25 protein-coding genes are annotated in these 24,929 nt (G+C 59.9%); 15 read left to right on the top strand and 10 right to left on the bottom strand.

The window, feature by feature from the left end:
- Nucleotides 1–40: 40 nt before the first annotated feature.
- The gene (locus D1224_RS13245; RefSeq protein ID WP_119380435.1) at nucleotides 41–2,329 is read left to right on the top strand and encodes a TonB-dependent receptor; all 2,289 of its coding nucleotides are present in this window, start codon (nucleotides 41–43) and stop codon (nucleotides 2,327–2,329) included.
- A 61-nt stretch (nucleotides 2,330–2,390) separates the two neighbouring features.
- On the opposite strand, the gene hemH is transcribed toward D1224_RS13245, so the two are convergent.
- Nucleotides 2,391–3,437, bottom strand: a complete 1,047-nt coding sequence (gene hemH, locus D1224_RS13240; protein ID WP_119380434.1) for a ferrochelatase — start codon at nucleotides 3,435–3,437, stop codon at nucleotides 2,391–2,393.
- A gap of 167 nt (nucleotides 3,438–3,604) precedes the next feature.
- Here hemH and fumC point away from each other — a divergent pair, with 167 nt between their 5' ends.
- The 9 genes from fumC (at nucleotide 3,605) to D1224_RS13195 (ending at nucleotide 10,895) form a co-directional block, all read left to right on the top strand.
- A complete protein-coding gene (gene fumC / locus D1224_RS13235; RefSeq protein ID WP_119380433.1) occupies nucleotides 3,605–5,014 on the top strand; it encodes a class II fumarate hydratase in 1,410 nt (469 codons plus the stop codon).
- A 103-nt stretch (nucleotides 5,015–5,117) separates the two neighbouring features.
- On the top strand, nucleotides 5,118–5,528 hold the full coding sequence (locus D1224_RS13230; RefSeq protein WP_182482296.1) for a type II toxin-antitoxin system CcdA family antitoxin: 411 nt from the start codon (nucleotides 5,118–5,120) through the stop codon (nucleotides 5,526–5,528).
- A gap of 3 nt (nucleotides 5,529–5,531) precedes the next feature.
- A complete protein-coding gene (locus D1224_RS13225) occupies nucleotides 5,532–5,828 on the top strand; it encodes a CcdB family protein (protein ID WP_119380431.1) in 297 nt (98 codons plus the stop codon).
- Nucleotides 5,829–5,899: 71 nt separating this feature from the next.
- Nucleotides 5,900–6,709 carry an SDR family oxidoreductase gene (locus D1224_RS13220; protein WP_119380430.1) on the top strand — a complete coding sequence of 270 codons (810 nt, stop codon included), beginning with the start codon at nucleotides 5,900–5,902 and terminating at the stop codon, nucleotides 6,707–6,709.
- Nucleotides 6,710–6,819: 110 nt separating this feature from the next.
- Entirely contained in the window at nucleotides 6,820–8,460 is a 1,641-nt protein-coding gene (locus tag D1224_RS13215; RefSeq protein ID WP_119380429.1) for a SulP family inorganic anion transporter, read from the top strand.
- 131 nt (nucleotides 8,461–8,591) lie between these two features.
- Nucleotides 8,592–9,746 (top strand): hypothetical protein, encoded by a 1,155-nt coding sequence (locus tag D1224_RS13210; RefSeq protein ID WP_119380428.1) that lies wholly within the window; start codon nucleotides 8,592–8,594, stop codon nucleotides 9,744–9,746.
- Between the two features lie 75 nt (nucleotides 9,747–9,821).
- A complete protein-coding gene (locus D1224_RS13205) occupies nucleotides 9,822–10,118 on the top strand; it encodes an aspartate decarboxylase (RefSeq protein ID WP_119380427.1) in 297 nt (98 codons plus the stop codon).
- Between the two features lie 4 nt (nucleotides 10,119–10,122).
- Nucleotides 10,123–10,722 carry a GNAT family N-acetyltransferase gene (locus D1224_RS13200; RefSeq protein ID WP_119380426.1) on the top strand — a complete coding sequence of 200 codons (600 nt, stop codon included), beginning with the start codon at nucleotides 10,123–10,125 and terminating at the stop codon, nucleotides 10,720–10,722.
- Entirely contained in the window at nucleotides 10,719–10,895 is a 177-nt protein-coding gene (locus tag D1224_RS13195) for a DUF4169 family protein (RefSeq protein WP_119380425.1), read from the top strand. The genes D1224_RS13200 and D1224_RS13195 overlap by 4 nt, the downstream gene beginning before the upstream one ends.
- Nucleotides 10,896–11,055: 160 nt before the next feature.
- Here the strand turns inward: D1224_RS13195 and D1224_RS13190 are convergent, their stop codons facing one another.
- Nucleotides 11,056–12,075: a hypothetical protein gene (locus D1224_RS13190; protein WP_119380424.1), complete on the bottom strand. Its 1,020-nt coding sequence runs from the start codon at nucleotides 12,073–12,075 to the stop codon at nucleotides 11,056–11,058.
- 152 nt (nucleotides 12,076–12,227) lie between these two features.
- On the opposite strand from D1224_RS13190, the gene D1224_RS13185 reads away from it, so the two are divergent.
- The gene (locus tag D1224_RS13185) at nucleotides 12,228–13,340 is read left to right on the top strand and encodes an NADH:flavin oxidoreductase (protein ID WP_119380423.1); all 1,113 of its coding nucleotides are present in this window, start codon (nucleotides 12,228–12,230) and stop codon (nucleotides 13,338–13,340) included.
- 78 nt (nucleotides 13,341–13,418) lie between these two features.
- Here D1224_RS13185 and D1224_RS13180 read toward each other — a convergent pair whose 3' ends face one another.
- Complete coding sequence (locus tag D1224_RS13180) at nucleotides 13,419–13,592, bottom strand: YqaE/Pmp3 family membrane protein (RefSeq protein ID WP_119380422.1); 174 nt, start codon at nucleotides 13,590–13,592, stop codon at nucleotides 13,419–13,421.
- Between the two features lie 162 nt (nucleotides 13,593–13,754).
- Here D1224_RS13180 and D1224_RS13175 point away from each other — a divergent pair, with 162 nt between their 5' ends.
- On the top strand, nucleotides 13,755–14,558 hold the full coding sequence (locus D1224_RS13175) for an enoyl-CoA hydratase/isomerase family protein (RefSeq protein ID WP_119380421.1): 804 nt from the start codon (nucleotides 13,755–13,757) through the stop codon (nucleotides 14,556–14,558).
- Between the two features lie 21 nt (nucleotides 14,559–14,579).
- On the opposite strand, the gene D1224_RS13170 is transcribed toward D1224_RS13175, so the two are convergent.
- Nucleotides 14,580–15,131 carry a DUF4287 domain-containing protein gene (locus D1224_RS13170; RefSeq protein ID WP_233350551.1) on the bottom strand — a complete coding sequence of 184 codons (552 nt, stop codon included), beginning with the start codon at nucleotides 15,129–15,131 and terminating at the stop codon, nucleotides 14,580–14,582.
- A gap of 147 nt (nucleotides 15,132–15,278) precedes the next feature.
- On the opposite strand from D1224_RS13170, the gene D1224_RS13165 reads away from it, so the two are divergent.
- Entirely contained in the window at nucleotides 15,279–15,824 is a 546-nt protein-coding gene (locus D1224_RS13165; RefSeq protein ID WP_119380420.1) for a DUF3833 domain-containing protein, read from the top strand.
- A 1-nt stretch (nucleotide 15,825) separates the two neighbouring features.
- On the opposite strand, the gene D1224_RS13160 is transcribed toward D1224_RS13165, so the two are convergent.
- Nucleotides 15,826–16,440, bottom strand: coding sequence for a hypothetical protein (locus D1224_RS13160; protein ID WP_147372396.1), 615 nt, complete (start codon nucleotides 16,438–16,440; stop codon nucleotides 15,826–15,828).
- 218 nt (nucleotides 16,441–16,658) lie between these two features.
- On the opposite strand from D1224_RS13160, the gene D1224_RS13155 reads away from it, so the two are divergent.
- On the top strand, nucleotides 16,659–19,001 hold the full coding sequence (locus D1224_RS13155; RefSeq protein WP_119380418.1) for a UvrD-helicase domain-containing protein: 2,343 nt from the start codon (nucleotides 16,659–16,661) through the stop codon (nucleotides 18,999–19,001).
- A gap of 10 nt (nucleotides 19,002–19,011) precedes the next feature.
- Here D1224_RS13155 and D1224_RS13150 read toward each other — a convergent pair whose 3' ends face one another.
- From D1224_RS13150 to D1224_RS13135, 4 genes are all read right to left on the bottom strand, one after another.
- On the bottom strand, nucleotides 19,012–19,797 hold the full coding sequence (locus D1224_RS13150) for a hypothetical protein (protein WP_119380417.1): 786 nt from the start codon (nucleotides 19,795–19,797) through the stop codon (nucleotides 19,012–19,014).
- Nucleotides 19,798–20,103: 306 nt separating this feature from the next.
- A complete protein-coding gene (locus D1224_RS13145; protein WP_119380416.1) occupies nucleotides 20,104–20,607 on the bottom strand; it encodes a YybH family protein in 504 nt (167 codons plus the stop codon).
- 94 nt (nucleotides 20,608–20,701) lie between these two features.
- Nucleotides 20,702–21,964, bottom strand: a complete 1,263-nt coding sequence (locus D1224_RS13140; protein WP_119380415.1) for an MFS transporter — start codon at nucleotides 21,962–21,964, stop codon at nucleotides 20,702–20,704.
- Between the two features lie 212 nt (nucleotides 21,965–22,176).
- Nucleotides 22,177–23,223, bottom strand: coding sequence for an acyltransferase family protein (locus D1224_RS13135; protein ID WP_119380414.1), 1,047 nt, complete (start codon nucleotides 23,221–23,223; stop codon nucleotides 22,177–22,179).
- 261 nt (nucleotides 23,224–23,484) lie between these two features.
- On the opposite strand from D1224_RS13135, the gene D1224_RS13130 reads away from it, so the two are divergent.
- Nucleotides 23,485–24,180, top strand: coding sequence for a response regulator transcription factor (locus D1224_RS13130; RefSeq protein WP_119380413.1), 696 nt, complete (start codon nucleotides 23,485–23,487; stop codon nucleotides 24,178–24,180).
- Nucleotides 24,181–24,194: 14 nt separating this feature from the next.
- Here D1224_RS13130 and D1224_RS13125 read toward each other — a convergent pair whose 3' ends face one another.
- On the bottom strand, nucleotides 24,195–24,881 hold the full coding sequence (locus D1224_RS13125; RefSeq protein WP_233350549.1) for a M15 family metallopeptidase: 687 nt from the start codon (nucleotides 24,879–24,881) through the stop codon (nucleotides 24,195–24,197).
- Between the last annotated feature and the right edge of the window lie 48 nt (nucleotides 24,882–24,929).

Raw genomic sequence — 24,929 nt, 5'->3', positions numbered from 1 at the left:
TAGGAGGCACGCCAGCAGAACACTGCAAGCGGAGCCTCCCATGAAAAACTTCCTTCTTTCAACGACGACATTAGCCCTCGCCGCGACGATTGCCGCCCCTGCCCTCGCGCAGGACGCCGGCGAAGATGAGCTGCGCCAGACGACGGTGACGGTTACCGTCCAGAAGCGCGCGGAAAACTTGCGCGATGTTCCGGTGGCCGTCTCGGCCGTCGACAGCGAACTTCTTGATGATCTGGGCCTCGATGAGTTCTCTGATGTTGCCCGGTTCGTGCCCGGCTTTGAGGTCCAGGAGCAGAGCCCGAACAATCCAGGCTTCGTCATCCGCGGCATCACCTCCGATAGCGGCGAATCGAACATCGAACCACGCATCGCTATCTTCCAGGACGGTGTCTCGATCTCCCGTTCGCGCGGCTCCGTTGTTGAACTCTTCGACCTTGAACGCGTCGAGGTCGCCAAGGGCCCGCAACCAACCCTGTTCGGTCGCGGCGCCCTGATCGGCGGCGTAAACGTCATCCAGGCCAAGCCGGAATTCGAATTCTCCGGTCAGGCAACTGCCGGTATCGGCAACTATGATGAGGTCTATCTCGACGGCTTCGTCACCGGCCCGATCATCGAAGACACCCTCGCCTTCCGCATCGCGGGCCGCCTGCGTGAGCGCGACGGCTATGTCGAAAGCGTCAATCCAGCCGAGGAAGACTTCAACAGTCAGGACATGTCGGCTGTGCGCGCTTCGCTCGCCTTCACGCCCAGCGCAGACCTGCGCTTCGACCTCATCGCCAACTATCAGGAAGACAGCCCATCTGGCACGAGCTTCAAGTCCAAGGCCTTCCTGCCCAGCCCGACTGGTTCTTCGGAACCATGGGATCCAGCCAACCTCAACACATTTGGCAACTTCCTCGGCGGCAAACCTCTCGGCCTTGAGCGCGACGTTACCAGCGTCACGCTTCTCGGCGACTGGCAGGTTTCTGACAGCATTTCGCTCTCCTCGATCACTGGCTACCGCGAGTTCGACAGCCTTGAAGTGTTCGATCCGGACGGTTTCGGTCTTGAGCTCCTTATCTTCGGTGAAGACGCCTCGGGTGAGCAATTCAGCCAGGAATTCCGCACCAACTATGACGCAGGCGGTCGCATCCGCGGCTTCATCGGGGCGAGCTATTTCGACGAGACCGGCGAACAGAACGTCCCGCTCACCTTTGATGAGCGGGCTGTTCAGGCCCTGCTCGGCGGCTTCCTGACCCCGCCGCTCGCGCCACCGGTCGATGCACTGCCGGGTATCAACCTGACGGTCTTCCAGCAGTCAGGCGGCACGGTTCTGGTCCCGCTGAAACCGATCCACAATGAGCGCTTCGTCAATGACGGCGAAACGCAGGCCTTTGAGGTCTTCGCTGACGCCACGGTCGACGTGACGGACCGCCTCCAGCTGACCGGCGGCCTTCGCTACACAACTGAAGACAAGGAGAGCGGCCTGCTCGTCGAACTCCTGAACGGGCCAAGCGCCGTGACCGGTGCCGGCCTCTTCGTCCAGCCATCTGGCGGGCGCATCTCGCGCAGTGAGACCTTTGATGACCTCACCTGGCGTGCAGCTGCGAAGTTTGAACTGACCGATACGGTCAACCTCTTCGCCAACTATGCCCGTGGCCGCCGCCCGAAAGTCATCACGGCGTCGGCATCAGCACCAGCCGCAGGCTTTGCCATCCTCGACGCAGAGATCGTCGACGCCTATGAAGTCGGCGCGAAAAGCTCGCTTCTCGGCGGCGATCTTAGTCTCGAAGCCTCCGCCTTCTATTATGAGTACAACAACTTCCAGTCGACGCAGATCAACGCACAGGGCCTGATCGAACCGATCAATGCCGGCGACGCGACGGCTGAAGGTTTCGAGGCGCAGGCTAACTGGTACCTCTCCGACGCCCTCAACATCATCGCAAGCTATGGCTACAACCACGCCCGCTTCGACGATGAGCCAGGTGCCCCATTCGGCGGCAACAAGCTGCGCCTGTCGCCAGATCACAAGGCCAGCCTCGCGGCCCGTATCTTCCTGATGGATGCAGGCTTCGGCACGCTCAGCCTCGTGCCGAGCTACACTTGGCAGTCGCAGGTCTACTTCGACAACACCGAGCGTGACCTGATCAGCCAGGACTCCTATGGCCTTGTGAACCTCAACGTCCAGCTCGACCTTGAGAACGGCTTTGGCATCGAAGCTTACGTCAACAACCTCACCGGCGAAGACTATATCATCGATGCAGGCAATACCGGCGACGGCTTCGGCATCCCGACCTTCATTGCGGGCACGCCAACCTTCTACGGCGCACGCATCCGCAAGTCTTTCTAGGCGTCTGGTTCGGACGACTAAGAGAGGGCGCGTCGAAAGGCGCGCCCTTTACCTTTGCGCGCTAGATCCAGCCCGCGAGTTCGCGCGCGGCCAGTGTTTCGAGCAGGTCAATCGCCCGATCGGAATCATTCAGGCACGGCGCAACCGAGAAATGCGTCCCGCCTGCTTCCATAAAGCTGTCGCGCCCCTCCATGGCGATCTCTTCCAGCGTCTCAAGACAGTCGGAGATGAAGGCTGGCGAGACAGCAACCACCTTCTTCACGCCCTGCTCCGGCAGTGCCTCCAGCGTCTTGTCGGTATAGGGCTGCAACCATTCGGTCGGCCCGAAACGGCTCTGAAAGGTGGTCATCGCAAATCCGTCCGCCCAGCCAAGCTTTTCGGAGACAAGCCGCGTCGTCTTGTGACAGTGGCAATGATACGGATCGCCCTTCTCGAAATAAGCCTTCGGGATGCCGTGATAGCTCATCAGCACGCGTTCAGGCTCGAAGTCGAGGCTCGCGATATGCTCGGAAACAGAAGCGGCCAGCGCCTCGATGTAAGCCGGGTGGTCATGGAATGGCGCAGCCGTACGGACGGCTGGTTGCCATCGCATGTCCTTCAACGCGTCAAAGCTGCGGTCGTAGACGCTGGCGGACGTCGTCGCCGAATATTGCGGATACAGCGCCACGACAGCGATCCGGTCACAGCCCTTCGCCTTCAGTGCTTCGATCTTCGAGGCGATGGAGGGATTGCCATAGGTCATCGCGAAATCGACTACCAATCGCTCACTACCGATGCGCGCATTCAACATCTCGGCCTGACGCTTCGTATAGACCAGAAGCGGAGAGCCCTCATCGGTCCAGATCTTCTTGTATGCCTCGCCGGACTTCTTCGGCCGGAATGTCAGGATCGGTCCCTGCAGGATCGGCTGCCAGATCAGTGGGCTTACCTCGATGATCCGCGGGTCGGAGAGGAACTCTGAAAGATAGCGGCGTACCGACTTGTAGTCCGTGCCGTCAGGCGTACCGAGATTGACCAGCAACAGGCCAACCTTGCCCTGCGTCACACTCGGGTGCCCATCCGGCGCGTGCGGCGGCTTGCCTTCAAGTACCTTGCCTGTCTCAACCATCGGATACCCCTCCGCGTCTCATGTCTTCATAGATAGGGCGGCAGGCCGGGCGACAAGTGCGGGCGCTGCGACACGCGGGCGCAAACGCGCTTTTGCGCTTCTCGGCGGCCATGCTAAAGCGCCCGGGACTCGACTATTCAACTGACACACGAACAGGAGCCGACCCGATGGGCATCTTTGGCGACAAGCAGCCGAAACCACGTACCGAAAGCGACACGATGGGACCTGTCGAGGTTCCCGGCGACAAATATTGGGGCGCGCAGGCAGAACGCAGCCTCGGCAACTTCAAGATCGGTTGGGAAAAACAGCCGGCCCCGATCGTCCGCGCCCTCGGCATCGTGAAAAAGGCCGCCGCCGAAACGAACATGGCGCTCGGCAAGCTGGATGAAAAACTGGGCAAGGCCATCGTTCAGGCCGCCGACGAAGTTATCGAAGGCAAGCTCGATGAGCACTTTCCGCTCGTCGTCTGGCAGACCGGCTCGGGCACCCAGTCCAACATGAATGCCAATGAAGTGATCTCAAACCGCGCAATCGAGATCCTTGGCGGCGAGATGGGCACCAAGTCTCCCGTCCACCCGAACGACCATTGCAACATGTCGCAGTCCTCGAACGACACCTTCCCAACCGCCATGCACATCGCCTGCGCCGAGGAAGTCACCCACCGCCTCATCCCGGCGCTGCAGCAGCTTCACAATGCGCTGAACGACAAGGCGAAGGCGTGGGCAGATATCATCAAGATCGGCCGCACCCATACGCAGGATGCGACCCCTGTCACGCTCGGTCAGGAATTCTCCGGCTACGCCCAGCAACTCGCCAATGGCATTGAGCGTATCGAAATGACGCTGCCAAAGCTGATGGAACTGGCGCAGGGCGGCACCGCTGTCGGCACAGGTCTCGCCTCCCCGAAAGGCTTCGACACCATGGTCGCCGACAAGATCGCACAGATCACCGGCCTCAATTTCCGCACCGCGCCGAACAAGTTCGAAGCACTCGCGGCCCATGACGCGATGGTCTTCACGCATGGGGCGATCAGCACGGTCGCTATGTCCTGCTTCAAGATCGCGAACGATATCCGCTTCCTCGGCTCGGGTCCACGTTCCGGCCTTGGCGAGCTTGCCCTGCCAGAGAATGAGCCGGGCAGCTCCATCATGCCGGGCAAGGTGAACCCGACACAGTGTGAGGCCATCACGCAGGTCTGCGCGCATATCCACGGCAACAATGCTGCCATCGGCTTTGCCGGTAGCCAGGGCCATTTTGAGCTGAATGTCTTCAACCCGATGATGGCCTACAACTTCCTCCAGTCGGTTCGCCTTCTGGCAGACGCAGCCGTATCCTTCACCGAGAACTGCGTCGTCGGCATTGAGCCACGCCTCGACAATATCGAGCGCGGCCTGAAAAACTCGCTGATGCTGGTGACCCCGCTCAAGGAAAAGTACGGCTATGACCGCGCTGCGGCCATCGCCAAGAACGCCCACAAGAACGGCACCACGCTAAAAGAAGAAGCCATCAAAGACGGCATCCCGGAAGACGATTTCGACGCCATCGTCGACCCGTCCAAGATGATCTCGCCGGGCTGACCCTAGATTTTCATTTGCGAGATTATGCAATTGTTGCATAATCTCGCAAATGACGAATGCAAACCAAGTTCGAGCGTGGCTCAATAAAATCCGCGAGAGGGAGTTGCTGACACTCTCGGAAGTGGCGAGGCGAGCAGGCGTCGCCGAGTCTACCCTTACACGCTTTGCAAACGGTGAAACTGCCAGCCTAAGGGCGTTAACTGTCGAAAAGGTCGGGCAGATGTTCGGCAAATTCGACAACAGATCAATGCGCGGGGTTGCCGAGAGCGCGGCACCCTACCGATCCACGATGAGCGCAGACATACGCGTTACCGTGAAAATGTCGCGCGAAACGCAAATGGAAGTTGATCAGCTTGATTTGGACGTGGTCGAAATCGCACACAATGCTGTCGAGCGCGCCGTCAAAACTGAGCGCATGAAGCGCTTCTCGGAGGAAAACCGCGAAGCCATCGAGAGCTGGAATAAGCTTGTCGAACGCGAAGGCCTCTGGTCGGACGGCTTAAGAGCGTTCTGAAACATGCAGCACCTTGCCGTTTTCGACGTTGGCGATGGGCGCCCGCCCATCGTGATTCTTCAATACCCCGGGATCGACACTGGCAACTTTGTTCTTGCCGCGCCCCTTTACCCCGTCGAAGCAGCAGAACCCATCGACGTCATTACGCCTCGCGTTGAGCTGGACGGAAAGGCCTATCTTTTGGGTGTTCATTTGATGGCGAGCATACGCAAAGCCGCCCTCAGGGATGAGGTCGGGTCGCTGCTGTCTTATGACTATGAAATCCAGCGAGCACTTTCACGGCTCTTCTCGGGCAACTGACGCCCACTGCCCTTGCCAGCGCGGCATGCCTCCTCCAAACCGCATGAAGCAAACGAAGCGGAGGACACGCCATGAGCAATGATTTCAGCAATCTCTTTTCGGTAAAGGGCAAAACGGTCGTCATCACAGGTGGCTCACGCGGGATCGGTGAGATGCTGGCGGCAGGCTATCTCGCCAATGGCGCCAAGGTCATCATCTCTTCGCGCAAGGCCGATGCCTGCGAAGAAACGGTCAAACGCCTGAAAGACCAGTATGGCGGTGAGATCTATGCCATCCCGTCAGACGTCGGCCAGATGGTGGGCATCCAGCACCTCGCCGATGAAATCGCCAAGCGTGAGGACAAGGTCGACGTCCTGATCAACAATGCAGGCGTCGCCTGGGGCGCCACGCTGGAAGAATTCCCGGAAAGCGGCTGGGACAAGGTGATGGACGTCAACGTCAAGGGCATCTTCTTCCTGTTCCAGAAGCTCATGCCACTGCTGCGCAAGTCCGCCAGCGCGGATGACCCGGCCCGCGTCATCAACATCGCGTCGATCGACGGCATGCATACCTCGCCCTTCAGCGGCTATGCCTATGGCACGTCGAAGGCAGCCGTCATCCACCTGACGCGCTTCATGGCCTCCCAGCATGTGGGTGAACATATCCTCGTCAACGGCATCGCGCCGGGGCCCTTCCCGACCTGGATGCTGTCGACCGGTGTCGGTTTCGGCGGCAAGACCGAAGGCGTCGACTGGGACTCGGTCGCCAAAGGAAACCCGTCCGGCCGCGTCGGCACCCCGCAGGACATTGCAGGCCTCGCCATGTTCCTGTCTTCGCGCGCCGGCGCCTATATCTCTGGCCACACCATTCCGTGTGACGGCGGCATCATCTCGTCTAGCTAGGCAGAACGCCGCATAAGAGTCAGCTCCGATGGCGGCCTATGTGTTGCACCGCAACATAAAGCCCGTCATACGGGCGCCTGACGTTTAACGCCAACAGACTGAGCAAGCCCGTGACAAGCAAATCTCCATTCGCTGCTTTCGCAGATCGCCTCGGCGCACAGAATCTTTCGCAAGCCAATCTTTCGAAGTTCACGCCAAACCGGATCAGGATTGAGCTTCTGGCTGGTCTGACAGTGGCGCTTGCCCTGGTACCTGAAGCGGTGGCCTTCGCTTTCGTCGCCGGCGTTGATCCTCTGGTGGGGCTCTATGCCGCCTTCATCGTTGGCCTGATCACGGCTGCCATTGGCGGACGTCCAGGTATGATCTCCGGCGCGACCGGCGCGCTCGCCGTCGTCATGGTCTCGCTCGTAGCTCAGCACGGCGTTGAGTACCTTTTCGCGACTGTCGTTCTCATGGGTATTCTCCAGCTTGCGGCCGGCATCTTCAAGCTCGGCAAGTTCATCCGGCTTGTACCTCATCCCGTCATGCTTGGCTTCGTGAATGGCCTCGCTATCGTCATCTTCCTTGCCCAGCTAACCCAGTTCCAGGTGCCGGGCACGGCTGAAGTTTCCGGCCATGGCATGTCCGGCGGCGAATGGTTGAGCGGCTGGCCGCTGATCCTGATGCTGCTTCTGGTGGCTCTCACGATGGTAATCATCTGGGGCCTGCCAAAACTCACCAAGGCGATCCCTGCCCCGCTTGCAGGCATCGCAATTGTCGCGGCGGTCGTGATTGTTTTCGGTCTCGACGTACCCCGCGTCGGCGACCTCGCCTCCGTCGAAGGCGGGCTGCCAAGCTTCCACATTCCGATGGTCCCGCTGACCTGGGAGACGTTCGAGATCATCCTCCCTTATGCGGTGATCCTCGCAGCGATCGGCCTGATCGAAAGCCTGCTGACGCTCAACCTTGTCGGCGAGATGACCAATAAGCGCGGCGGCGCCAGCCAGGAGTGCGTGGCCCAAGGCGCTGCAAACCTCGTCACCGGCTTCTTCGGCGGCATGGGCGGCTGCGCCATGATCGGCCAGTCGATGATAAATGTGAAATCAGGTGGCCGCACGCGCCTCTCCGGCCTCTCGGCAGCGCTCTTCCTGCTCGCCTTTATCCTTGTGGGCTCTGCCCTGATTGAGCAGATCCCCCTCGCCGCCCTTGTCGGCGTCATGTTCATGGTCGTTATCGGCACCTTTGCGTGGAACAGCCTGCGCATCATGACCCGAATTCCGCTGACCGATGCGCTCGTCATCGTGCTGGTGACAGGCGTCACCGTTGCCTATGATCTTGCCACCGCCGTCATCGTTGGCGTCATCGTCTCTGCGCTCGCCTATGCGTGGAACAATGCGCGCCGCATCCGGATCATCGAACGCGATAGCGTGCGCACGCCCGGCGCCCATGTCTATGAGATCGAAGGCCCGCTCTTCTTCGGCTCCACCGAAGGCTTTGCAGAGCTGTTCCACCCAGAGACCGATCCGGAAGTCGTTATCGTCGACTTCATGCGGTCCCGGATCGTAGACCAGTCGGCCCTTCAGGCTATTGAGGATCTTGCCGCCAAGTATGAAGCGCACGGCAAGACGCTGCGCCTGCGCCACCTCTCACGTGACTGCCACAAGCTCCTGAAACGGGCCGGCCAGCTCATGGTCGATAGCGATGATGACCCGGACTATGCTGTCGCCGTAGATTATTCGGTCCGCACCGGCGCGTTTGGCAGCGGCCACTAGGCGGCATCCGACTTACTTCCCCCCGCGCGAACAGGAGGGGGACTTTTCCCCTCAGACCTGAATTTACTTTGGGTTTCGCGCCCCTAGCCCTTAAGCAGGTAGCCACGCGCCGGGGTTAGCGGGGGGCATGCGTGAACGATTTCATGCAGCAGATGTGGGATGTGACTAGCTCGTTCGCCGGGCAGATCACCCGTCTGGTTGAGACCTATCCCGCAGCAGCCGCGTATCTGGGCGGTGCAATCCTCGTCATCGTTTCGGGCTTCATTGCCACGATCTATGTCAGGCGCTGGCAGGAGCGGACCCGGCCCGCACGGATTGCGGCCCTGAAGGCAGACTATGACGAAAAGCGGAAAATTCACGACTCTCCGCAGCTTCACGCTTCCCTTCTTGACCAGAAGTTCGCCGTCTTCTCGCTCTTCTCAATCCTGGCCAGCGCGCTTGGCTGGCTAAGGTCGTACGCGCCACTTCATGACATCGCCCTGTTCGGCGTAGCGTTTGAGGATATGGCCCTCGCCGGCGCGATCATTTTCGCGCTCATCGCCCTCGCCGCCCTCCTTCATCGATGGCTCTGGACCCGCACCTTCGCCAACTGGGACCAGTGGGAAGAGCGTCGCCGCACCGAAATCGTCCGGCTGCAGGAAAAGACGCTCAGCAAACGTAGCCGCCTGAATGTCAGACATAAAAGCGATGCCCAGCTGGATGTTGATGCCGAAGAGGCCGTGTCCCCAGCCACCAGTGACAGGTTCAGCTCCTTCCTCAGCCCGCCGCGCAAGGAGATGCCGACCGTCCTCGCCAAAGGGATACGCGATGGCCGCAAACAGCGCCCCTGGCAGATCGGCACTGTACAGAACGCCATAAATGAACGGTTCGGCTTCATCGATGAGCGGGTCGCCAACGACTCAACTAATCTCAGTGAGCTGCGTGAGCGCTTCTATTTCAACAGGGTCAGCCTGTGCAGCGAAGGCTTCCCGGATACCGGAGACGACGTCCTCTTCATGACGTCTAACAAGAAAACCGCCGCCAATGACGACCGGGAACCGGCCTACCTCGTCTGCGCCCGCGAAAAGCCGTGCCAGGGGTTCGTGCGCCGGGTGCTGTCGCGGCGGGCCTGCCTGGTCGAAATCGTGGACGGGTATGAGAACTATACCTCGGTGCTTGCGGTGCTGGACAACTCCCTGCTGGAAGCGGGGACACGCCTCATAGGCGGCGAACGCGTTGAGGGGATTGTGACCCACAACAATATCGGCGTGATGCTCAAAAAGCTGAAACTGGTGACCCGAGCCTGACATCTTGGGCGTGCCCCGCTTGATGGGATATGCTCGATTGGACCTCAATCCGAATCAAAAAAGGCGCGCCTGATCATGTCCAAAGCCCCTGTCGGCTCCAAAGCCAACCCGTCAGAATTTGACGTCCTGTCCAAGCTTGGTGAGGACGAGCCCTACTTCGTGATCCGCGCGCATGACCCGCTCTCTTCGGCCTTGGTTGAGCTACACGCTTATATTGGCGCAGGTCAGGCCGGCGCCGCACATAACAAGCTCGCCGAGATCATGGCGCTCACCTCCGCCCGTGCCCCGCGCCCGGCCTCGAGCCCGAAATACCGTGAGACCTTTGCCATCTCGCTGGCGATGGAGCAGTGGCGCGACCAGCACCAGGACTAGCGCGATGCGGCTGCCGGACGCCCCGTTCGCCAGTGATTACGTTCGGCTCGTGCCGTTTGATCCGGGCGTTCATGCCAGCCAGCTGCGCGACATGGCAGAGCGGTCGGGGGAGCGCCTCGCGACCTGGCCGTTCTACAATCCACCCGGCGACTGGATCACGCCCTGGACGAAAACCATCCGGCAACGCACCGAGGCGGGCACGTTGCGGCCCTTCGCGGTCCTTATGCCGGATGGGCGCTTTGCCGGGATGACGGCCTACCTCAATCCAAATACCGACTGGCGCAATGTCGAGGTCGGCATGACCATCTATGCCCCGGAGTTCCAGGGCGGCATCGTCAATCCGGCCTGCAAGCGCCTGCTCCTTGCAAATGCCTTTAACGCAGGCGCCATCCGCGTCTATTTCCATGTCGATGAGCGCAATACCCGCTCGCGCCGCGCCGTGCTGAAGCTGGGCGCCACACAGGAGGGGATATTGCGGCATAACCGGATCCTGCCGGACGGCTTCCTGCGCAATACCGTTGTCTTTTCTATCCTCGCGGAAGAATGGCCGAAGGTCCGCGACCGGCTCGATGCGCGTCTTTCAGATGGAGGCAGAGCCCCATGACCACGCCGATCAATCTCAACAAGGCACGCAAACAGAAAAAGCGCACCGACGCCGAGAAAAAGGCCGCAGAGAACCGGGTGAAGTTCGGTCGCACCAAGGCGGAAAAATCCGCCGGGAAGTCAGAGACAGACCGCGCCCGCAAAGATCTCGACGGCGCAAAGCGGGAACAGTAGCGGGCAAAGCGGCGTTCAAATCTGGACGGTTAACTTCCAGAAAGGAATAGAACGCCCATGTCCCGCTTTATGCATACCGCCAGCGTCGTGTCGGTCAGCTTCCTGCTGGCGACCATGATCGGTTTCCTGATGGGCGCCGCCTGAACGACGCCTGCACCACCTAGTTTATGGCTGGCGTGTAGCCCATCAGCCGGTCGAGGACCTGCAGCCCATTACGATAGGCCGACAGGCGCGATAGAGATTCGTGATACTGGCCGGTGTCCGTCATACCCGAAGCGCGGGCCTGCTGGGCCGCTTCAGCGTAAAGCGCATGTGCCTCATCGAAATTCGCCGCGGATTCATAGCAGGCCGCCAGGTTGTGTGTCACCGCAGGCGCCGCCGGGTATTGCGCGTGCAGATCCTGCCACACCGCACAGGATGCATCAGGTGACCGGTTGCCTGCATCGACGGCCGATTCAAAGCGCGGGTCCGCCGCGACAGTCGGATCGACTGCATCCTTGACGAAAACGGCTCTCATGACCGCATTGCGCGGTGCGATCTCATTGCGAACGTCGCTCAGCGTGCTGGCCAGTGCATCGCGCACCAGGCCTGGCGGGGGCTGCATCCCCGCAGAAAGGCCATAGGTCCAGCCTCCGCCATATCCCCGGCGTCCCCGCCGCCCGACGATATAGACATCCTCGCAGCTTTCAGCCGTGGAGCTGCCAAAGAAGGTGTCCTGATAGATCATGCGACCCGTGCCATATTCGATGAGGCGCGGCGTAACCGAGACATTCACCGTCTCGCGCAGGCAGATCTGTTCGACTTCGGCCCGGCGCTCACAGTCAAACGGGCCATCCCATTCCACACACTCGGTCTGGGAGGTTGAGTATTCTTCGGCCTCATAGCCTTCAATATCGATATTGCCTTCATAGATGCCAGCACGCTGCCCATCGGGCACATAGCCATCACTGTACCGGGCAATGCTGAACCAGGGCATACCGTCAAAGGTCGCGTTGGAGAGCATCGCCTCGAACTCCGACGCGTACCAGTTTCCCGCAGGCCCATTAAACCGGCCAACATCGACCGTTCGGGTTTCAACCGCTTCAGTGTTCGCAGGGACAAGCCGCGCTGAATAGTCAATGCCCGGCGTTGCACATGCTGCTAGTCCTGCGACAGCTATCAGACTGAATGCTAATTTCATTTCCGGTCCCCCATTTATCTGTCGAGAGTGGCACCAGTGTTCGCAATCATCAAGTGAACTGACCCTGAATACTTTCTCAATAAGAAAAACATTGAACCTCCCTCCCTCATACGCCATCTGCCAGACCAGACTTTTGCAATGGGAGTATTCGCATGTCCTCAGCCGCCGCCCTGTTTGAACCCTTCAAGCTGAAATCGCTGGAGCTCGACAACCGGATCGTCATGGCGCCGATGACCCGCGGCTTCAGCCCGGACGGCGTACCGACCGATGATGTTGCCGCCTATTACGCTCGCCGCGCCGCTGCCGATGTTGGCCTAATCCTTTCCGAAGGCACGCTGGTGCGCCGCAAGGGCGCATCTGACAATCCGAACTATCCCCTCTTCCACACCGATGCGGCCCTGTCCGGCTGGCAGAAGGTCATCGAGGCTGTCCATGCCGAAGGCGGCAAGATGGGCCCTCAGATCTGGCACCAGGGCCTCCTGCGCAAGACCGGCACCGGTCACTTCCCCGACGCTCCGTCCGACAGCCCATCCGGCATCACTCACAAAGGCAAACAGCTCTTCGACGCGCCGTCTGACGAGGAAGTTGCCGATATGGTTGCGGCCTATGCCGATGCGGCAAAGAGCGCAAAAGACCTTGGCTTCGATACGCTCGAGATCCACGGCGCACACGGCTACCTGATCGACCAGTTCTTCTGGGACGTCATGAACAGGCGCGAAGACAAGTATGGCGGCGGCCTGCCAGAGCGCGCGCGCTTTGCCGGTGAGATCATCTCTGAAATCCGCAAGGCGGTCGGCCCCGATATGCCAATCATCCTCCGCTTCTCGCAGTGGAAGCAGCAGGACTACGCCGCACGCCTCGCTGAGACCCCGCAAGAGTTCGAAGCCTTCCTCAAGGTCTTCGTCGATGCAGGCGTCGACATCCTGCACGCCAGCCAGCGCCGCTTCTGGGAAGCAGAATTCCCGGAAGTCGACGGCGAGAAGGGCCTCAACACGGCAGGCTGGGCGAAGAAGCTGACCGGCCTTCCAACCATCACGGTCGGGTCTGTTGGCCTCTCATCGGAGTTCACCGGCGCAATGCGCGGCGAAGGATCGAAGACCCGGCCCATCACCGACGTGGTCGAGCGTCTGGAAAAAGGCGAGTTCGACCTCGTCGCCGTTGGCCGCGCCCTGCTCCAGGACCCGGAATGGGCAACCAAGGTCAAGGAAGGCCGCACGGAAGAGCTTGCCGATTATGACGCCAAGGCAATGGCCACGCTCTACTAGAGCAATCGTCTCCAATGCAGAAAGGGCGGACCTCGCGAAAGGTCCGCCCTTTTTCTATGGCGTTATATCCTGCCGGTATCAGACCGGTTCTGGCCCGCCCTTCGCGCTAATCCACAGGGCGTGGATAACCGCAGGCAGCCAGAAGAAGAAGCACAGCACGATATTGATGATGAGCTGCAGACCAACGCCAGCTTTCAGGAAGACCGCGATTGGTGGCAAGAAGATGGATAGAAGTATCTGGACCAGTGACATGAATGTTTCCTTTTGTTCAGATCAAGTAACGCGCAGTCTCCCGGCCCCGTTCCGAACCCTTTCCATTCCTCGCCTTAACGAACGAGCACGCAGACCTAAAAAATTCGCGTGACTACCCCAGCGGCAGACCGATCACCCTGACAAAAAATCAGGGAGAAAGCCATGTCCTACGAGCAGATCAAGGTTGAGACGCGAGGTAATGTCTGCCTCATCACGCTCAACCGCCCGGAAAAACTGAACGCCTGGACCCCGGACATGAGCCGGGAATTGGGTCAGGCGATCACGGCGGCGAATGAAGACGAAGACATTGGTGCCATCGTCATGACCGGCGAGGGCCGCGGCTTCTGCGCGGGTGCAGACATGTCCTACTTCCAGAACAATATCGACGCGTCCGAAACCAAGGCCCACAAGCGCGATGGCGGTATCGATTGGATCTCCCTCATCCGCTCGTCAAAGCCTTGCATCGCTGCGGTCAACGGCCCCGCCTTCGGCATTGGCGTGACCCAGATCCTGCCCTTCGACATGATTGTCGCCTCGACCCTCTCGAAGTTCGGCCTCGTCTTCGTGCGCGTCGGCATCGTTCCGGAGCTTGCGAGTTCTCACTTTCTCGTCCAGCGCGTCGGTTGGGGTAAGGCGCATGACCTCCTGCTCACTGCCCGGCCTGTTTCCGGCGCAGAAGCCGTCGAGCTCGGCCTCGCAGACCGCCTGTCAGAACCTGAAACCCTATTGGACGATGCGCTGGCGCTCGCCGGCCAGATGGCCGCCAATCCATCGCCCATGCTGCGCATGACCAAACAACTCCTCAGCGCCAATAGCTGCGACACCGACACGGCCCGCATACAGGCGCGCGAGCATGAAAGTCTTGAGGTCTGCTACACCCTGCCAGAGCACAAGGAAGCGGTCGCCGCCTTCACCGAAAAACGCGCCCCCGACTTCAAGGCCGCGCGGGCGAAGGTTAGAGAGTAGGCGCAGGGCCCCACCCGGCCCTTAGGCCCGCTCGTAAGCCGCCTTCATCCAGGCCTTGAGCTCATCATCGACCTCTTCGACCATCTGGATCTTCATCTTGTGCGTGCACATGCTGCCCGGCTTTTCTTCGATAAGCCGCAGCGTGCCATCTTCGCCTTTCAAATTCAGGCCAAGATCCACGCGCGACTTGGTCGCCGGGGTCACGACCGCGAAGTTCTTTGACCGGCGAAATGCGACCGAGGTCTTCTTCGGCGAGATTTCGACATCATCGCCCAGCGACTTCGCAAAGGCTTCGAGCGCATCATAGATCGGCCGCAGGCTTTCCTTGCCCTCATACTGTCCGGCCAGCATGTCCCCCTCATCGGCATCAAACCGGCCCTTCGCGGCCTGGCAGACCATGTTGGCGTGCCCATGTCCAAAGCCGTGCTGCTCTTTCAGCATCTTTACCTGTTCGCCATGCTTTTCCAGTCCGCTCGACTGAACGACTTTCACCCAGTGCGCGAGCGGTTTACCGGTCTTGGACTCCATGCCGGCGATATGAGCCGCGAGTATTTCGTCCTGTGATTTCGCCATGATGTGCTCCCCCCCACTCACAGCCTGCATGCACGTTAAGGTTATCAGACCCCATTATGGGAATCTGTCAAGTTCAGGACGCGCGAGCTGTGCGCGATGATCTGGCCGTCAGGCATCTGCGTAAACGGGTCAAAGAGGACCACACCCATGCGCTTCAAAGCCCGCCTTGCCCCCGCCCTTCTTGCCGCCAGTGTCGCAGCCGGCGGCTGCGTCTCGAACTCCCTGGAAGAGTTTTCGAGTGCGGAGCAGACGCTCCGTCTGGAAGACTACTTTCTTGGCGAGACAACAGCCTATGGCATTTTCGAGGACCGGTTCGGCAAGATCAGACGCCAGTTCAAGGTCGACATTACCGGTACGGTAGAAGGTGACACGCTGACGCTTGTCGAGGAATTCGACTATAGCGATGGCGAGCAGGACACCCGTACCTGGACCATCGAAATCCTGCCCAATGGTCGCTATCGCGGCACCGCGAATGACGTGCCGGACACGGCGCAGGGGCAGGCCGTCGGCAACGCCTTCAACTGGACCTACCGGGTCGATCTCAAGGTTGGCGACGGCACCTGGAATGTCGGCTTCGACGACTGGATGTACCTGCTACAGGATGGGGTGCTGCTGAACAGGGCCTATGTCACCCGCTTCGGTCTGCGGATTGGCGAAGTGACCATCGCCTTCCGCAAACCAGGCGCTGGCTAAGCTAGGCGTCCTGCGTCCAGGCAGGCGCGCCGCTGCCGATCAGGCCAAAGAAACGCCGATCTGTATGTGCTGGTTCGGCACGGCGCAGCGGCAGACCGGATGTCCGGCTGACAGCTTCACTCGCGCGCGCCACAATCGTCTTGCGGCCATTTTCGTGGGCACCCGGATTGCGGTCCTCGCCCAGCAGCATCAGCCGGCCGTCCTGCAGCTCGAGCCAATAGGCCATGACACTCATCTTCAGGCCAAACACGCTATGGGTCTCCCGGCGGCGGGAGATGCCCTTGATACTGCGATAGCTGATCTCGCCCTCAAAGCTTTTCGTCTTGTGGTGCGCGGCGCGGTGGGCAGGTAGCACCAGCATGACATGGCCAGGCCGAAGCGAAAGATGCCACTGATGCTTGAGGCGCATGACGTGCTGGTGATTGATGGCGAGCGGCGCAAGGATGAGACCGATCGCGCAGGCAATGGTCGCGGCCAGCGCACTGCCCTGAACGAGCAGGTATATCGCACCGGACAGCGACGCGAGCACCAGCCCCCACATCAGAAGGGCCACGAACGCAGAGGCAATCCGCGCCCCATACCCATATTCGAAAACGATCCGTTCTGGTTTCGCCATGACCTGCCCCATTCTGTCAGCACAAAGAAGAAGGCATCCGCAATTTCCGTGCCGGAATTCATGAGGCGTTAAGTCAGTTCCAGCGGGCCATGGCACTTCCGTCGCCATGCCGGGGCCAAGGAAGCACAGCGCGGTTCAGTCCCGCCCCGCTGGGGCAGCTTCTGCGGCGGCAGCACAGGGCACAGTCGGCCCCTGCCATTAGGGCCAATCCCTGCTATATGTTCTCCATGAGTTCCAGCCCGAATCGCCGCCCATCTATCTCGGAAATGGCCGCCGCCCGTGCGCCGGTGCCGGACACGAATGCCAATTATCTCGACGGTCTGAACCCCGAACAGCGCGATGCGGTCGAAACGACCGAAGGCCCGCTCCTGGTTCTCGCAGGTGCTGGCACCGGCAAAACGCGTGTCCTGACGACCCGTCTTGCCCATATCATTGGCTCCAAGCTCGCCTGGCCCAGCCAGACACTGACGGTGACCTTCACCAACAAGGCCGCGCGCGAAATGCGCGAACGCGCGCTTCACCTCATCGGCGATGCCGGTGAAGGCCTCAGATGGCTCGGCACGTTTCACTCGATCAGCGCGCAGATTTTGCGCCGCCACGCCGAACTTGCAGGTCTCAAATCCAGCTTCACCATCCTCGATACAGACGACGTCATCCGTCTCTGCAAGCAGGTGATCGAGGCCGAAAATATCGACACCAAGCGCTGGACGCCGCGCCACCTCTCAAGCCTCATCGATGGCTGGAAGAACCGCGCGCTGACGCCATCGAAAGTCCCCAAGGACGAAGCCTGGCAATTCGCCGATGGCAAGGCGATCCAGCTTTATGAGACGTATCAGAACCGCCTGAAGGTCCTGAACGCCTGCGATTTCGGTGACCTGCTGATCCACAACATCACCATCTTCCAGGAAAATCCGGACCTGCTGGCGGACTATCACCAGCGGTTCAAATACATCCTGGTGGACGAGTATCAGGATACGAACGTCGCCCAGTATCTCTGGCTTCGCCTGCTGGCGCGCGGCTCGAACAATATCTGCTGTGTGGGTGATGACGACCAGTCGATCTATGGCTGGCGCGGCGCAGAGGTCGACAATATCCTGCGCTTCGAAAAGGACTTCCCGGGCGCCAAGGTCATCCGGCTGGAGCGCAACTACCGCTCCACCAAACACATCCTCGCCGCCGCCTCCTCCGTCATTGACTTCAACAAGGGCCGCCTCGGCAAGACGCTCTTTGTCGGCGACGGTGAGCAGGCCAGTCCGGACGCCGAGAAAGTCCAGGTGCGCGGCCTCTGGGACGGGGAAGCCGAAGCGCGCCTCATCTGCGATGACATCGAAAGCTACATCAACAAGGGCGGCCAGTACGAAGACTGCGCCATCCTCGTCCGTGCCTCATGGCAGATGCGCCTCTTCGAAGAACGCCTCATCATGCTGGGTATCCCCTACCGCGTGATCGGCGGTCCGCGCTTCTTCGAGCGCGCCGAGATCCGCGACGCCCTCGCCTATCTTCGCCTCGTGCGCAGTCCCGATGACGACCTCGCCTTTGAGCGTGTGGTGAACCAGCCAAAGCGCGGTGTCGGCGCAACCACGATCCAGAAGCTGCAGAGCCTCGCCCGCGAAGATGGCCGTTCGCTCTTCACGCTCACCCCGATGATCCTGCAGACCGATGAGGTCAAAGGCCCCGCCAAGCGCGGCCTCACCACCTTCATGGACCAGGTGAATCTGTGGCGTGACCGTCTCAATAACGGAATGGCGCACCACGAGCTCGCACAAGTCATCCTCGACGAGAGCGGCTATACCGACATGCTGCAAAAGGACCGCTCCCCGCAGTCCCAAACGCGGCTCGACAACCTCAAGGAACTGATCCACGCCATCGGCCAGTTCGACAGCCTCGCAGGCTTCCTCGAACACGTGCAGCTGGTCATGGATGTTGGCGGTCAGAGTTCAGGCAACGAGGTCCAGATCCTCACCCTGCACGCTGCCAAGGGGCTCGAATGGCCCATGGTCTTCCTGCCCGGCTGGGAAGAGGAAGTCTTTCCTTCCCGCCGCTCGCTGGACGAGTCCGGCATGAAAGGTCTCGAGGAAGAACGCCGCCTTGCCTATGTTGGCATCACCCGCGCGCGCGAAAAATGCTCCATCAGCTTTGTCGCCAACCGGATGATCTTCGGGCGCTGGCAGTCCGTCCTGCCATCGCGCTTTGTCGATGAACTCCCGCACGAGAATGTCGAGGCAAGCAGCGAGACCGGCTATTCCACCATGCCCGGCGCCGATCAGGGCTTCCAGGGCACGATCGAGGATCTCGGCGAACGGTCCAACTACACCTCCCCCGGCTGGCGCCGCCTCAAGGAAAACGCCGGCAAAGGCTCAAAGACCGGCCCCGTCATCGACGGCAAGGCCGAGCTTATCGCCACCAGCTCCGGCAAATCCGGCTTCAAAATCGGCCAACGCGTCCACCACGAAAAATTCGGCTACGGCCAGGTCCTCAGCGCAGACGGCACCAAGCTACAGGTCAACTTCAAGAATGTTGGCCTGAAGAAGGTCATCTCGACCTTCGTGACGGGAGTTTAGGGTGATCGCTCTACTCATATTTGCCCGCTATCCAGATGAAACTCTGGATATCAATGTTGTCTGACGGAAGGGCACCTCGCGCCTCCAGTTCGGCTTTCGCGGTATGGGTCAAATCAATAAGCGATTCGTATACAGATGGATTTAGGGCCGGCTCGTACTTATACTGGAATTCATGCCCTACCCGCTCGGCGCAGTCTCTTGTGACTTCCGGTTTCAAGAACATGTGTACTGTAGGCGCCCAAAGATACGGAAGGTATGAAATGGCCGTCCATTTTGCGACGTCGTACTCTAGCGCCGCGTGCTCCATTGAACGTAGCCCATTGGCACGATCGCCAAGAGTGAAAGTTGCGGCCGCACGAACAAAGTCGTCCGCCCTCCGACTTCTCAATAAAGCTTGAATTCTCGTTTGCTCGAAAGGTGACAACAAATTCGTCTTCCTGAATACTGCTAGCGCAGCCTCCCCCATCCCCGAATTTGATTGCACGGAAGAAAGCGGGAGCCTTTCCTCAAGCAGTTTTCGAGCGTCTTCCTTATAATTACGTTCAGCACTCTTGTAGTCGTCAGAATGAAACCCGCCCGGGAATACCCCTACAAAACGTTGATAGGCACCGTCCCAACCGAAGTAGTTAGGGTGCACACGTCCCACGAAATTGGAAAGTTTCGCTCTCAATTTTTCGAGGGATGACGCGTGCATCACTTCGCTTCTGCGATTTGCATTAAAGGCCAGCCCGGAGAATCCCTCCAAGGACTCTCTGAAGCGAAGAGTGAACTCACCCATCTTTTCGTCTGGAATCAAATTTGTATTCTCCTTCCAAAGTCAGCAAAGTTAATACTATCGCAGAGTGAGCGAAAACAGTTATAAACTTAAGATAGTTCGACACTTGAGTCGACGGCTCCGCACTTGCGGAGCGTTATAGGCGTCATCCTCGACGGCGTAGCCGTCTGGGGGTCCAGCTTCTGCCGTCACACCCCATGCGCCCGCTTCCCATCCGGAGTTGGACACCCAGATGGGCTTACGCCCAACGGGCGTAACGGCCCTTAAAGTTATCTGGTATCTTTTGCATAGACGCGGCCGCCCGCGAACCAGCGAACTTGGGCAGCCCTACTCCCACCCATCCGCAAACGGGCAGACGGCCTGCAGGCCAGCCTCTTCAGGCGTGTCGGAATTGAAGATGTCGACATCGACCAGCCAGGCGCCGTCTTCCTGAAGCTTGCGTACTTCGAGGAACTTGCCTGCATCGACGCCGTATTCATCGTCACCCAGCGGAACGAAGACGCAGGAGCGCCCGCGCACATAGGCGGTGTCGCCGCCGCCGCCGATATTCTCGATATCGAGCGCGATGCGGTAGCCAGTCTCGTTTTCCGCTTCCCAGACCGCAATGTTCTCACGTCCTGTCACGGCAGGTCCGTTTGGCGGCATCAGGATGGCGTCTGAGGTGAAGTAGGAGGCGAGCAGCTCCCAGTCATTCGCATTATAGGCCGCAACCCAGTCGGCAGAGGCTGCTTCAATGACGCTATAATCCTGTGGCCCGAGCTCTTCCGGCAAGGTCTGGCACCCTGCAATGGCAGCGGTGAACATGATCGCAGTGAAAGCGGCGTGTCGCATAGTGATCCCTCGTCAAAGCGCCTTCGCACTGGCGCGTTGCCACTCCCAAAGCAAGATACGCGCCGGACTGGCAGGTCCGCCCTTCAGGGGGTTCTCACCTGGCAGGCGCGCCGTCAATCTTCCGCCCGAAAACCCGCCACGCGATAATCGCCAGCGTGAATAGGCCGCCCGACATGCAGACGGCGAGAACCGCATTCCCGGACCAGCCTGCATAGTCATAGACGGCTGTGCCAGCCGAGCTCGAAATGCCGCCGCCAATGAACATCATCACAATATAAATGGTCATGAGACGGGTGCGGATATTTTTCTCGAGAGAGAGGAATGTCATCCGGTTACAGATATCGACCAGCGGCCCCAGAAGTGTCATCAGCACGACCGGAATGATGAGCAGCCAGAGATTGTAGCCAAGCGGCCAGAGCAGGCAGACGGCGATGAAATTGACGGCCGCCGCAACGATACGCGCCTTGTACGGCCCCACCCGGTCGGCCCAGCGCCCGAGCGCGGGCGTGGTGAACAGGTTGAAGCCTGCAAAGGCGGCGAGGTAGCCGACCACGTCTACGCCATAGCCCATGTCCGGCAGGTGCAGGCCAAGGCCCATCCAGACCGACAGGAATACGCCAAAGCCAAGCCCCTGCATGGCGCCGGAAATGATGATCTCCGGATAGCGCTTCACAAGTGCGACCATGGAAAAGAGCAGGCTGAGATAGCTCTGCTTGGGCTCATCATCGTTGCCTGCCTCGCGTTCATCCATGATGAAGGGCATCAGGATCGAGACGATCAGCATGAAGCTGGACGCGATATAATAGACAGTGCGCCAGCCAAACGTCTCAGCCACAATGCCAGCCCCGGCCCGCGCGACGAGAATGCCGCCGATGACACCGGTCGTGAGCATGGCCGTCACCGCCCCAAGCTGGGCTGGATCTACGCGTTTGGAGGCATAGGCGGGCAACAGATATGGCGCGATCGTGAAGAAGCCGAGTATGGTCGAGGCGAGCGTGAACAGCCTGAAATCGGTCGCGAACGCCATGCCCGTGATCGACAGGAACTGTCCGGCCACCGTGATTGTCACCAGCTTGCGGTTCGAGATCCGGTCGCCCAGCGGCAGGAGCAGGAACACACCCAGCGCCAGCGCGAGCTGGTTGGCGCCCGGCACAATGCCAATCACCGCATCCCTCACCTCAAAGCCGCGCGCGACTTCTGAGATGATCGGGTGAATGTAATAGGCGTTGGCCGTCACCACTGCCGAGGCCAGCGTCAGGAATAGAAGCTCTGTCGAAGAAAGACGTCGTTCAGCTGGGGCTGCCGGGTCTGATGTCTCTGGGCGTTGCCCGGACGAAGGGGGAGGTGAAGCAGCCATGCCGGGCGAGAGGTATAGCAAGTCTCTGGCGAAGCAAAGGTGACGCCGACGTCAGCTATCGCAAGGGCAAGGCGTTACTGTCTCTATCCACAGAAACTCTCGGGCCGCGCTACGAAACACCTTCTAGAAACACCGCCACTACACCGTCAGTGCACCATCGTTCTTGCAGGAAGCGCGCAGCACTTTCCGACGGTATGGCGCGGCGCTTGTCCTCAGGCTTCCACCGGGCCGATCGTTTCCTTTGCGGGGCGCGGCGTCTTCGCATTGTTGATCCGGAACATGCCCGGGCGCTCATAAAGGAAAGCGAGCGGTGTCTTGCGGATCACGAAGTGGAAGACGAGCGGAGCGGCCAGCGCGAAGAGCAGGATCGACAGAGACGCCCAGCCGACATCCGGAATGAGCCCGGTCATTGCCAGACCCTTCTGGGCCACCTTCATTGGAATGAAGAAGGTCAGATAGATGACGATGGAGTGCTTGCCCGCATAGCGGATCGCATTGCCAATATCGAAGCGCGCAAGCAGCGCGGCGACACTGACAATGGCAAAAGCGCCTGCAAAACCAAGGACAAGGCTGATCACCGGCGCGTCGCCAAGGCCGACGCTGACAAGCTGCGCATTCCAGATCGCCCAGACAGCGAGGGCCGAAACAGCCACCATGCCATGTCCCCGCACGGCGTCGGCTACGCGGAAGATGAGCGGCGCGAAGGCATAGCCCGCAAAGAAGAAGACATACCAGTTGGCAAACCGTTCGGTCACCGACCAGGACGGCGCGATCCAGCCTGCATAGAAAGCGATATGGGCGAGCGCCGCCACAGCGAAGACGGCAAGCACGGGTACACGGGCGATGAGACGCGTGACCACATAGAAGAAGAGAAGCTGGTGAATGAACCAGAGGCTGGAGGCCGGAAAGATGAGTTGTTTCAAAAAGATAAGACCAACGCCTGCAGGGTCCGAGAGCAGCATATCAGCCTCGAACGCAACGGTCTGAAGACCCAGCCAGAGCAGGTAGAAATAGGCAAAATGGACGACCTTCCGGTCAATATAGTCGACCAGCGGGCCATTGATGGAGCGCGAGAGGAAAAGACCCGCGATCAGGAAAAAGTCCGGCATTCTGAACGGCTTGGCGAAAGCGACAACATCATGCATCCAGCCGGTGCTGCCGACCATCTCGCCATAATTCAGCGTCGAATGCATCATCACCACGAGGATGATGCAGATACCCTTGCCGTAATCGACCCAATCAATGCGGTGCTTGGTCATTTCCGGTCCCTCAAGACTAGCCTGTCAGGCGAGTTGCAAGATCTGTGCTCACTTTTCAGGATATGCCGTCCCGAATTGTGGCAGCCCTCGCCGCCACATGCCCCCAAATTGCCCCAGAGCCTTCCAAGCCTCGCCACAGGCCGGGGGTCTCTTGGTGTCGGGCCGGGGGCTTCCTCGAAGGCGCGAACCGTGGTTCAACGCCGGGCAGAAACCCTTGGCCTTGCAAACTGTATAGCCGCAATGGGTTGAGAGGAGGCTAAGATGACAACGCTGGCATTGGTGGACGACGACGAGAACATTGTCGCCTCGCTGAAAATGTTCTTCGAAGCCGAGGGCTACGACGTCAAAACCTATCATGACGGCCTCGCCGCCCTGTCTGGCTTGACTGAGACCCCGCCCGATCTTGCAATCCTCGATGTGAAGATGCCCAAGATGGATGGCATGGAGCTTCTGCGGCGCCTGCGCCAGAACTCCGAACTGCCGGTCATCTTCCTGACCTCCAAGGATGAAGAGATCGACGAGGTCATTGGCTTCAATATCGGCGCCGACGATTTTGTCCGTAAACCCTGCTCCAACCGCCTTCTGTCAGAGCGTGTGAAAGCCGTTCTGCGTCGCTCTCGCACGACCGAAGGCCAGGTTGAAGACGGCGACCAGAAGCCTATCATTCGTGGCCGCCTGACGCTTGATCCGAACCGTCATGCCTGTTCATGGGACGGCGATCCGGTCCGCCTGACCGTCACTGAATTCCTGATCCTGCAGTCGCTGGCCCAGCGCCCTGGCTATGTAAAAAGCCGCGACCAGCTGATGGACGCGGCCTATGACGACCAGATCTATGTCGACGATCGCACCATTGACAGCCACATCAAGCGCCTGCGCAAGAAATTCCGCGAAGTGGACGGCGAATTCGACGCGATCGAGACCCTCTATGGCGTCGGCTATCGCTACAATGAAAGCTGAGCCCGAACGGGCCGTTACCTGATCACGAAGTCAAAATAGGTATCCGGATAAGGCTCCTCGACGAGGGTGAAATGCCACCACTCTTCCTTGAGACCTTTGAACCCGTGCGCCTGCATGATGGACTGCAGGAAGGCCCGATTGGCACGCTGCTGCGCGGTCGGGCGCGGGTCCGACGGCCACGATATCGGGTCGAACAGATCGAAGGGTGAGCCCATATCGATTTCGTCACCTGTCGCGATATCAACCAGTGTGAGGTCCATCGTGCTTCCGCGCGAATGGCCTGATCTCTCGGCAATATAGCCGAGGCTGAAAAGCTCCGCTTTCTCGACATTTGGATAATAGACGGGCTTGGTAGACTGGTCTTCGATATCCCGGGCCCAGCGCGCAAAATGCGCGACAGCGCGGGCCGGGCGGTAGCAATCGAACACCTTCAGGCCGAGCCCAAATTCGCCGAGCCGGGCCTGCACCTCAACCAGTGAATCTGCTGCCTCGCGGGTGAGCCAGCAGATCGGCGCCTCGTAACCATCGACCGGGGCACCAACGAAATTGCCAGCCGTGTGATATCGCATATCCTCGATCAGGCCGGGGACATGATCGGCCACTTTCACAAATCCGTCCGGAGCCAAGCGCGCGCTCTCCTGTCCATTCGAGTTGCCACAGCCCATCAGGGCCGTGAGGCAGATCAAAATTATATGTTTCATTGCGACCTTTCCCCCCAGCGCGCGCAGCGGGCTCGTGTATCGTTGCTT

Origin of the sequence: Henriciella barbarensis, from assembly GCF_003576345.1 — a bacterium.
GTDB classification, from domain to species: domain Bacteria; phylum Pseudomonadota; class Alphaproteobacteria; order Caulobacterales; family Hyphomonadaceae; genus Henriciella; species Henriciella barbarensis.
Note: the sequence above shows the minus strand (reverse complement) of the source record. Positions and strands in the feature narration are given on the sequence as shown.